At 36.9% G+C, this 9,398-nt stretch carries 12 protein-coding genes; 11 read left to right on the forward strand and 1 reads right to left on the reverse strand.

Annotation, left to right across the window (positions count from 1 at the left end; all coding sequences use genetic code 11):
* Positions 1-106: 106 nt before the first annotated feature.
* Entirely contained in the window at positions 107-991 is an 885-nt protein-coding gene (locus tag JIV24_RS10835; RefSeq protein ID WP_200465067.1) for an ATP-binding protein, read from the reverse strand.
* A 119-nt stretch (positions 992-1,110) separates the two neighbouring features.
* On the opposite strand from JIV24_RS10835, the gene JIV24_RS10840 reads away from it, so the two are divergent.
* From JIV24_RS10840 to JIV24_RS10890, 11 genes are all read left to right on the forward strand, one after another.
* Complete coding sequence (locus tag JIV24_RS10840; RefSeq protein ID WP_200465057.1) at positions 1,111-1,776, forward strand: Crp/Fnr family transcriptional regulator; 666 nt, start codon at positions 1,111-1,113, stop codon at positions 1,774-1,776.
* 2 nt (positions 1,777-1,778) lie between these two features.
* A complete protein-coding gene (locus JIV24_RS10845; RefSeq protein ID WP_200465058.1) occupies positions 1,779-2,480 on the forward strand; it encodes an N-formylglutamate amidohydrolase in 702 nt (233 codons plus the stop codon).
* Between the two features lie 93 nt (positions 2,481-2,573).
* Positions 2,574-3,815 (forward strand): M48 family metallopeptidase, encoded by a 1,242-nt coding sequence (locus tag JIV24_RS10850; protein WP_200465059.1) that lies wholly within the window; start codon positions 2,574-2,576, stop codon positions 3,813-3,815.
* A gap of 12 nt (positions 3,816-3,827) precedes the next feature.
* Entirely contained in the window at positions 3,828-5,075 is a 1,248-nt protein-coding gene (locus JIV24_RS10855; RefSeq protein ID WP_200465060.1) for a competence/damage-inducible protein A, read from the forward strand.
* Positions 5,076-5,232: 157 nt separating this feature from the next.
* A complete protein-coding gene (gene rpmB / locus JIV24_RS10860) occupies positions 5,233-5,475 on the forward strand; it encodes a 50S ribosomal protein L28 (RefSeq protein ID WP_200465061.1) in 243 nt (80 codons plus the stop codon).
* A gap of 12 nt (positions 5,476-5,487) precedes the next feature.
* Positions 5,488-5,676 (forward strand): 50S ribosomal protein L33, encoded by a 189-nt coding sequence (gene rpmG / locus JIV24_RS10865; RefSeq protein ID WP_200465062.1) that lies wholly within the window; start codon positions 5,488-5,490, stop codon positions 5,674-5,676.
* Between the two features lie 11 nt (positions 5,677-5,687).
* Positions 5,688-5,840, forward strand: coding sequence for a DUF4295 domain-containing protein (locus JIV24_RS10870; protein ID WP_200465063.1), 153 nt, complete (start codon positions 5,688-5,690; stop codon positions 5,838-5,840).
* 987 nt (positions 5,841-6,827) lie between these two features.
* The gene (locus JIV24_RS10875) at positions 6,828-7,595 is read left to right on the forward strand and encodes a type IV toxin-antitoxin system AbiEi family antitoxin (protein ID WP_200465064.1); all 768 of its coding nucleotides are present in this window, start codon (positions 6,828-6,830) and stop codon (positions 7,593-7,595) included.
* Positions 7,592-7,861 (forward strand): nucleotidyl transferase AbiEii/AbiGii toxin family protein, encoded by a 270-nt coding sequence (locus JIV24_RS10880; RefSeq protein WP_200465065.1) that lies wholly within the window; start codon positions 7,592-7,594, stop codon positions 7,859-7,861. The genes JIV24_RS10875 and JIV24_RS10880 overlap by 4 nt, the downstream gene beginning before the upstream one ends.
* A gap of 175 nt (positions 7,862-8,036) precedes the next feature.
* The gene (locus tag JIV24_RS10885; RefSeq protein ID WP_200465066.1) at positions 8,037-8,594 is read left to right on the forward strand and encodes a transposase; all 558 of its coding nucleotides are present in this window, start codon (positions 8,037-8,039) and stop codon (positions 8,592-8,594) included.
* Between the two features lie 5 nt (positions 8,595-8,599).
* Positions 8,600-9,328 carry an IS3 family transposase gene (locus JIV24_RS10890; protein ID WP_234445792.1) on the forward strand — a complete coding sequence of 243 codons (729 nt, stop codon included), beginning with the start codon at positions 8,600-8,602 and terminating at the stop codon, positions 9,326-9,328.
* Positions 9,329-9,398: the final 70 nt, after the last annotated feature.

Raw genomic sequence — 9,398 nt, forward strand, 5'->3', positions numbered from 1 at the left:
GTTAAGACATCCCTCACTTACTACCTAACCCAATATTTTAATGTGTAAATGCCTGGCAGAAGCAGGAATGACAATTGTAATCCCTGCTTATTTTCCCTTGCCCAATTTACACCCACTCTTCCTTTAATATTTCTCCTTCGATTGAAATCATTGCCAGCTTCAAAGGAATTTTTCTGCTCGCTTTTTCGACAGCCATTTTGGCTTGTTGCAATAATCCGCCGCAACATGGAACCTGCATAATAGCCACTGTCATAGTGTTTATTTTGGCCTGGTCAATCATCTGTACCAGCTTATCGACATAAACTTCCTGGTTATTATCTAACTTAGGGCAGGCTATTCCTACACTTCGTCCTTTAAGGAATTTACTGTGGAAGTTACCCATGGCAAATGCCACACAGTCGGCTGCTAATACCATATCAGAATCTCTAAAATATGGTGCCATTGGATTCACTAAGTGCATCTGCACTGGCCATTGTCTTAATTCCGATGGTGCATCTCCATTGCCTTCCGAAGCGACTGGTGCTGCACTTGGTCGTTCTATTGAGCGTGCTGCCGAACCGGGGCAACCACCGCCTGCATGTCCTTGTTGCATAACTGATACTTGAGGTTTATGTACTTGACGAATAACATCATCTACTTTAAACGATAATTGGCTTTCGTTCTCTTTTAGCCAGTTAACAGCTTGTTTCAAAAAAGTTATCTCGTTATGTTCTTTTAAATGTTTTAAATGCGCTACTACAGTATTGATGCCTTTATCCACCATAATCTCCATCACCTTAATCTCATCATAAGGCTCTGCTTCACGTTTTTCAATGGTCATGGCATCTTGCGGACAATGATTTAAGCAGGCGCCTAAACCGTCGCACATTAAGTCGCTAATTAAACGAGCTTTACCATCAATTATTTGCAAAGCACCTTCATGGCATGAAGGAATACAAACACCACATCCGTTACATTTGTCTTCGTCTATTTTAACTACGTCTCTTATCATCATTCTGCTGTTTTATCATTTTTTACATTGGCAAATGTAGGTTGACTTTGCCTCGAAGACTGTAACAATTGTTACAAAATCGAAATTAATTTATAATTTGGTACAAAATTACTTAATACATGGAGATACTAACTAAATGCCCATTGTTTAAAGGTATTGATTATAAGGGTGTAAGTCAATTACTTGAAGAGATTCCTTATCAGGTGAAAAAATATGAGAAAGGGAATATGATTGCCCAAAGTGGAGATGAGTGCCGATCGCTGATGATAATGCTAAAGGGAAGTGTCAAAGGTGAAATGATCGATTATTCGGGTAAAGCCATTAAAATTGAAGACATTGAACCTCCAAAGCCATTAGCTATTGCATTTCTATTTGGCGAAAACAATGAATGCCCTGTAAATATTGTGGCTAATAATGCTGTTGAGATTTTGCATCTTCCCAAAAAATCAGTCATAGAGTTAATGCAAATAAGTTCGTTGGTTCTTAAAAACATGATGAACATTATTTCGAGTAAAACACAATTCTTATCAGATAAGATTCGCTTTCTGTCTTTTCAAACGATACGCGGAAAAATTGCACACTATTTATTGCAACTATCAGGTCCTGTTGATGGCGAAATGATCTTATCAAAAAGCCAGGAAGAACTAGCTAATATGTTTGGCGTAACACGCCCATCGCTCGGAAGGGCATTACGTGATTTGCACAATGAAAACATTATTGAAGCCAAAGGGAAAAGTATTAAAATATTAAATCGCGATCAGCTGATTAAGCAACTAAAGAAATAGAAATGACCAACAAGAAAGCTGTTGTTCTAAGTTGTGAGCACGGCGGAAATGAGGTGCCAGTTGAGTATAAAAGCCTGTTTGAAAATGCGAAAGATGTGCTAAATTCTCACCGTGGTTATGATGTAGGGGCACGGGAATTGTTTGACTTGATAGATTCAGGCTATATAGTTTACAAACAAAGTGCTACAACCAGTCGTTTATTGGTTGACATTAATCGTTCGCTTTATCGAAGGACATTATTTTCTGAGTTTACTAAGGTTTTATCAAAAGCGAAGAAAGCACAAATTCTTGATGAGTACTATTATGCTTTTCGTCGCCCATTTGAAAGGGTAATAAGTCAATTGTGGCAAAAAAAAACGAAAGTTCTTCACCTATCGGTTCACTCGTTTACTTCCGAACTAAGTGGGGAAATCAGACAGACCGATTTTGGTATTTTATACAATCCGGAAAGGGAAGAAGAGAAGCTATTTGCTCAAGTTTGGAAGTCTGAGTTGAAAAACTTATTACCAGGCTACCGGGTTCGCTTTAATTATCCGTTCAGAGGAAAACCCGATGGATTTGTGCGGTATTTCAGGGATATTGAAACCGAAAAATACCTCGGGATTGAATTCGAAATGAATCAAAAATACGCTCAAAATACAGAGTTGAAACAGAAAATTGCACAAGCGTTTAATCAAGCTGTTGGAATTTGGGTGAATTCATAATGCCAATTTTTTATCAATGCATAAAATGATTGAAACCTTTTCTGAGTCATCAGACGAAGCTTTTTGTACTTTTGCAATTTAAAAACTAAAAATATGAACGCGGAATTAATATTTTACATCATTATAGCCATTATAACATGGCAGTTTCTTTTTGATCAGTGGCTCGATTATTTGAATCATAAAAACGTAAAAGACAAAATACCTCAGGAATTAGAGGGTGTGTACGATGAGGATAAATACCGTAAGCAACAGGAATATAAGAAAGCAAACTACAGTTTTGGTTTACTAAGTGAAGTGCTAAGCTTTGTTATCATGATTGCTATGTTGGCACTTGGCGGCTTTGCACTTATTAACGGTTGGGTGACTGAATTGAGTGGCAATGCAACCTTTCAATCACTTCTGTTCTTTGCAATAATTGGTTTAGGTTCCTCTGTTATAAGTTTACCTTTTAGTATTTATGGCACATTTGTTATTGAAGAGCGATTCGGCTTTAATAAAACTACGCCACTTACTTTTATTCTGGATTTATTTAAGTCCATGTTACTGTCTGTTTTAATCGGCGGTCCGTTAATGGCATTGGTAATTTGGTTGTATAGCATTGCCGGGGAACTATTCTGGTTATATGCCTGGTTGGTAATTAGTGGTTTTACCATTTTTATGACCATGTTTTATACGACACTTATTTTGCCATTGTTTAATAAGCAGACTCCTTTAGAGCAAGGGGAGTTGCGTGATGCTATTGAAGCATTCTCATTAAAAGCAGGTTTTAAACTCGATAATGTATATGTGATGGATGGCTCTAAGCGCAGTACTAAAGCCAATGCTTTTTTTAGCGGTTTAGGTGCACGAAAGCGTATTGTTCTTTATGATACCTTGATTAAAGATTTGGATATAGAGGAAATTGTAGCTGTACTGGCACATGAAGTTGGCCATTATAAACTGAAACATACCTTATGGGGAACCATTACTGGCGTGCTTCAAATGGGAATTATTCTGTTTATATTCGGTTTAGTAGTAGGTTCACCTCTTTTATCACAGGCTTTAGGTGTGGCCGAGCCTAATTTCCATATTGGGATATTGGCTTTTGGGATTTTGTATACACCGGTTTCTTTTATTGCAGGAATTTTCATGACGATTCTATCGCGAAAGAATGAATATGCAGCAGATGCTTATGCCAATGATTTTGGTTTAGGGAAAGCCCTGATAAGTGGTTTGAAAACGATTTCATCCAATGCTTTAAGTAATCTCACGCCACATCCTTTGTTTGTGTTCTTTCATTATTCTCATCCGCCATTGGTGCAGCGCATCAGGGCTATAAATAAGAATAACCAGTAAATTCGTTCTTCCATGCAAATAGAGATAATTACAATAGGTAATGAGTTGTTGATAGGGCAGGTGATTGACACCAATTCGGCCTGGATGGGCCAGCAGCTAAATGATGCAGGCTTTGATGTTCATCGAATTACATCTATTCAAGATACGAGAGAGGCAATAACAAGTGCTTTAACTGAAGCCATGTCGCGAGTAGATGTTGTATTGTTAACTGGAGGGATAGGACCAACTAAAGATGATATTACCAAAGAAACATTAGCAAGTATTTTCAATTCTCGCCTGATTTATAGTCAAGAAGCCCATGATAATATGACTCGTTTGCTAAAGGGGCGTGTTAAAGGGATTAATAAGCAAAACGAAAGTCAGGCCTATGTGCCAGAGTGTTGTGAGCTTATAAACAATCCGGTTGGTACTGCTCCGGTAATGTGGTTTGATGAGGAAGGTAAAGTGATTGTCTCTATGCCTGGTGTACCGGGTGAAATGAAAACGGCGATGAGAAATGAAATTATTCCGCGCTTAAAGAAAAAGTATAAAACGGGTCATATCCTTCATCAAACCATTCAGATATTTAACATTCCAGAAGCGGTATTGGCAGAAAAGTTAGAAGGGTGGGAGGACACGATTCCTGAATATATGTCATTAGCATATTTACCAAGCCCTGGAAAAATACGTCTTCGATTAACAGCTAAAACAGATAATGAGGAGAGGGCACATGAGGATTTTAATTTATTGAAAGACTCACTTCATGCCATTGTAGGACAGAATGTTTTTGCTGAGAAAGATGTACCTGCCAATAAGTTAATTGGGGATAAGCTTAAAGAACTCAATAGGACTATTTCTGTTGCAGAAAGTTGTACTGGTGGAAATATTGGGCATTTACTGACAAGTGTACCCGGTAGTTCGGTTTATTTTAAAGGAGGAATTGTGGCTTATGATAATGCTATTAAAGCACAGGTGCTAAATGTTGACAATGAAGCCCTGGAGCAATTTGGTGCGGTAAGTAAGCAAGTGGTTGAGCAAATGGCACGAGGAGTAAAGGAATTAATGAAAACGGATTATGCCATTGCAACATCGGGTATTGCTGGTCCTGACGGTGGAACAGATGAAAAACCAGTGGGAGCTGTTTGGATAGCCATAGCAGGTGATTTTGGTGTTATGAGCCATTGTTATAACTTTGGAAAAATAAGAAGTAGAAACATACAAAGAGCTTCAGATGCTGGCTTAATTATGTTACTTCAAAAAATAAATAACAAATTGCATTAAAAGCGAAATAATAGGTGGATTTTTGGAGAATTGCAGAAGTTGAAGGAAAAATGAAAAAAACTATTGAATTATAAGTTTCAATGTTTGTATTATCCGAGAAAAATGCCTTATTTTGCGCTCTGTTTGAAAAATGTATCCGAAAAAAAACTGTTGAGCGATGTCAAGAGTATGTCAAATAACTGGTAAATCATTCATGGTGGGAAATAATGTTTCTCACTCAAAGAGAAGAACCAAGAGAAGATTCGATATTAATCTTTTCAAGAAGAAATTCTACTTACCTGAGGAAGATCGTTGGGTAAGCATTAGAGTATCTGCTGCAGGTTTACGCATGATCAACAAAGTTGGTTTGTTGTCAGCCCTTAAGCAGGCAAAAGATAAAGGATTTATTGCTAACTATTAATAAGGAGTAGAAATGGCAAAGAAAGCAAAAGGTAATCGCGTTCAGGTTATTTTGGAGTGCACTGAGCACAAAGAAAGCGGACAACCAGGAACTAGCCGATATATTACCGTTAAGAACAGAAAAAATACTCCTGATCGCATGGAGTTAAAAAAGTATAATCCGATTTTGAAGCGTGTAACTTTACACCGCGAAATCAAATAAACTGATTAACCATGGCAAAGAAAGCAGTAGCATCATTGCAAAAAGGTGAAGGTAAAGGTCACACTAAAGTGATTAAAATGGTAAAATCTGAGAAAACGGGAGCTTATACTTTCCGTGAAGAGATTGTACCTAACGAAATGGCAAAAGAATATTTCAAGAAGTAATTTTTGAAATACAAATTATAGCTAAAAAGCTTCTATGTTTACATGGAAGCTTTTTTGTTGCCTTTATATAGCCCTAAAATAATTGATGCAAATTCATTGAGTAGCTTCAAATTCTGGCTTAAGGCATAAATTTCACACAATCAGTAAAGGAAAAACTTTACATCTGCGACTTCTCTAAAATAATGGGCCATTCTGATTCTGGCCACTTCCGGTGTTATCAATCGATTGTATATTTCTTACAAATTGCAGTACAATTGATATGCTTTCTCTATATCTGAATATAGCTCAAACAATATCTGTGCTCTTTCCATTACGTATTTGTCCATCACTCATATGGGTTTGTAACAGAGAACTGCTCTGAGCTAAAATTGATGGCGTATATTTCCGTTAAATAATGCTTTTTGGCATTTACCTCTGCATAATCTTTTTATCTGCTTATAAGCCCTATTTTTACCATACAGTGCATCCTTGCAATACATGGTTGGAATATTTTACATCTTTTTGCAAAATATTGCGCATTAAAAAACCCTGTAAGTATTGATTTACAAGGCTTTTTCTAAAATTGCTTTCGCTATCGTCGGAGAGAGAGAGAGGGAACTGAAAATTTACTTTAAGTGCCCAATTCTCAATATTTTACGAAATCAATTTTTAAAGTCCTCTGTAAGTCCACCAAAATAGGCTAAAAAATGCCCGTTTCAAATGCGTTTTAATGAACTCATTTCCCTTCAAAAGTAGCAAAAAGGAACTGAACCTAAAAATGAATTTTGGGTCAAGTATTTTAAGAAAGATTCCTTTGACAGAAACCCATATTGATAATAAAGTATTTGATTTTGCTTATAGGTTAATTGCTTTTGACAACGAAAAGAGTATAAATAACTTTATAAATATGGATTTTTGCGTAGTTTAGCTACTCATTAATGAATATTATTAAAGCTATTGTGTTTTTTTGTCAAACTTTCTCTTTATCTTTGTGTAAAATTGAGTAGTATGACTACGCATAATGACACAAAATTAAAGAAGCTTTTTAATTTATTACAGCCCAATAATGTGTTAACAGCAGCAGTATTGGATGAAAATGGCGTTTCCAGACATCTGCGAAGATACTATCAGGAAAGTGGATGGATAGAACCGTTAGGAAGAGGGGCCTATAAAAAGCCGGGAGATTTGTTAGAATGGCAGGCAGGTGTGAATGCTCTGCAAAACCAACTAAATATCAAAGTTCATGCAGGAGGTTTAACCGCATTAATCTTACATGGATTCAGCCACTATTTCAGATTAAGTAAGGAAACGTTATATCTCTTTTCTCCCCTGCAAACCAGAATGCCTAACTGGTTTACAAATTACAACTGGAATGTAGAACTGTTTCAGAAACCTACTTCATTTCTTCCAGAAAATACGGGCGTCAAGGAATTGGAGATAAAAGATACAAAAGTTAATGTATCAACACCCGAACGTGCCATATTGGAATGCTTGTTTTTAGCACCGCAACATGCAGATCTTGTCGAATGTTATAAGGTTTTGGAAGGACTGGTTAACCTAAAGCCGAGACTCGTGAGCGAGCTTTTGTCAACTTGCAACTCGGTAAAAGTAAAACGCCTCTTCCTTTATATGTCAGAAAAGGCAAATCATCAATGGCTTCAATTCCTGAAAACAGATAAAATAGATTTAGGTAGCGGAGACCGGATGATAACAGAAAGTGGAGCATACAGCTCAAAGTATAAGATTACCATACCAAAAGAATTAGCAGAATTATGATATCCCCAGTTTATAGAGCCCAAGTAGATTTATTGTTACAAGTTCTTCCTTACGTAGCGAAAGAAGAAATATTCGCACTAAAAGGAGGTACGGCGATTAACCTTTTTATTAGGGAAATGCCTCGTTTGTCAGTTGATATTGACCTGACTTATTTGCCTCTCGATTCCAGAGCCGAAGCCCTCAAAAATATTCAGGAAGGTTTAGGAAGAATCAAGGCAGATATAGAAAAAATGTACCGGGGATTACAATCAACACCGTTCCTTTAAATGGAGGAACCGATGTTAAATTGAATTGCCAAGGTCAAGGCGCTCAAATAAAAATAGAAGCCAATACAATTACTAGGGGAAATGTATTCCCTACTGAATTAATGCAAGTGGTCGATTCTGTTCAGGATGAATTTGTCTTGTCCTAAAATAGCTATACACAAAAAGAGCATTTAGGATGAGACAAAAAGAAAATCTTGGTTACGAACAGAGAGGTCCTAATGGTAAAATATTTAAGGTTTTACCGGATAAAGTCAAACGAGAGCTTGTTTCAAAAATTGAAAGCGGTGAAATCAGCATTGACGATGTTATGATTAAATATAATATCCGTCATAAATCCAACATCACCAAATGGTTAATAAAATTCGGAGAAAATAAAGAAGAATACCTATCTCAGAAGCGAGAGCACCTAGCTCCGCAACAAAAGATAAAGATTTTATCAGAATATAATCCTGAAGAGCAAACGGTCAAACAATATTGCGAAGAGGTAGGAATAACTGCTACGACATTTCGAAGATGGGAAAAACTGTATTCTTGTAATTTAAATCAAACAAGAACAGTGAAAATGAGACCAGTAAGCGAAAAAACAATTAAGAAAATTAGTGAAGGTAATGCAGAGTTCATAAAAGAGCTTGAAGATGCCAGGTTAAAGATTGCCGGGTTAGAAACGATGATAAATCTAGCAGAAAAAGATTTAAATGTATCAATCAGAAAAAAGTATGGCACCAAACAGTAGAGGAACTGCGGAAGGTTTACCCAAAGGTTGGAGTCGAGCGCCTTTGTGGTCTGTTTGGTAAAACTCGACATGCTTATTACGATAAATTATGGTTCAGCAATAAAAGGGAATCGGAACAAATGATGGTTTTGGAAATGGTAAAAATGATGCGCAGGGAAATGCCCAAATTAGGCACCAGGAAGCTTATGTTTTTGCTACAACCTTTCATGGAAACACACAGCATAAAAATGGGGCGTGATGCCTTGCATGGCCTCTTGCAGGATCATAATTTAATCATCCAAAACAAAAAACGTTATGCCAGGACGACAAACTCCAATCATTGGTATCGAAAATACCCAAATTTGATTAACGGACTTTGTGTAGAGGAGTCAGAGCGACTATGGGTGAGCGACATAACATACATCTCAATTGCTGGGGGATTTAGCTACCTATCGCTAATTACAGATGCTTATTCAAAGAAGATTGTAGGACATTGCCTGTATAAAACTTTGGAAAGCATTGGTTGTGTAATAGCATTGGAGATGGCCTTGAGAAACAGGGAGAAAGACACGTCTTTAATTCATCATTCAGATCGAGGAATCCAATATTGTTGCCATGACTACGTTAATATCCTGAATAAAGAATCGGTAAAAATTAGCATGACCGAATCCGGTTCTCCTTATGACAATGCCATTGCAGAAAGAGTAAATGGAATTTTAAAGACCGAGTTTGGCTTGGATAAGACCTTTAACTGATGTTTCCCACGTAAGTTAAAACGCTGAATGTCAAGCAAAAAGAAGCATGATTCGCTTTGTTAATTCATTA

It is taken from the genome of Carboxylicivirga marina, from assembly GCF_016612505.1.
In the GTDB taxonomy this organism is placed as follows: domain Bacteria; phylum Bacteroidota; class Bacteroidia; order Bacteroidales; family Marinilabiliaceae; genus Carboxylicivirga; species Carboxylicivirga marina.

Coding starts and splice junctions, on each gene's coding strand:
- JIV24_RS10835 (WP_200465067.1), bottom strand. CDS start 991: ATGATAAGAGACGTAGTTAAAATAGACGAAGACAAATGTAACGGATGT.
- JIV24_RS10840 (WP_200465057.1), top strand. CDS start 1,111: ATGGAGATACTAACTAAATGCCCATTGTTTAAAGGTATTGATTATAAG.
- JIV24_RS10845 (WP_200465058.1), top strand. CDS start 1,779: ATGACCAACAAGAAAGCTGTTGTTCTAAGTTGTGAGCACGGCGGAAAT.
- JIV24_RS10850 (WP_200465059.1), top strand. CDS start 2,574: ATGAACGCGGAATTAATATTTTACATCATTATAGCCATTATAACATGG.
- JIV24_RS10855 (WP_200465060.1), top strand. CDS start 3,828: ATGCAAATAGAGATAATTACAATAGGTAATGAGTTGTTGATAGGGCAG.
- rpmB (WP_200465061.1), top strand. CDS start 5,233: ATGTCAAGAGTATGTCAAATAACTGGTAAATCATTCATGGTGGGAAAT.
- rpmG (WP_200465062.1), top strand. CDS start 5,488: ATGGCAAAGAAAGCAAAAGGTAATCGCGTTCAGGTTATTTTGGAGTGC.
- JIV24_RS10870 (WP_200465063.1), top strand. CDS start 5,688: ATGGCAAAGAAAGCAGTAGCATCATTGCAAAAAGGTGAAGGTAAAGGT.
- JIV24_RS10875 (WP_200465064.1), top strand. CDS start 6,828: ATGACTACGCATAATGACACAAAATTAAAGAAGCTTTTTAATTTATTA.
- JIV24_RS10880 (WP_200465065.1), top strand. CDS start 7,592: ATGATATCCCCAGTTTATAGAGCCCAAGTAGATTTATTGTTACAAGTT.
- JIV24_RS10885 (WP_200465066.1), top strand. CDS start 8,037: ATGAGACAAAAAGAAAATCTTGGTTACGAACAGAGAGGTCCTAATGGT.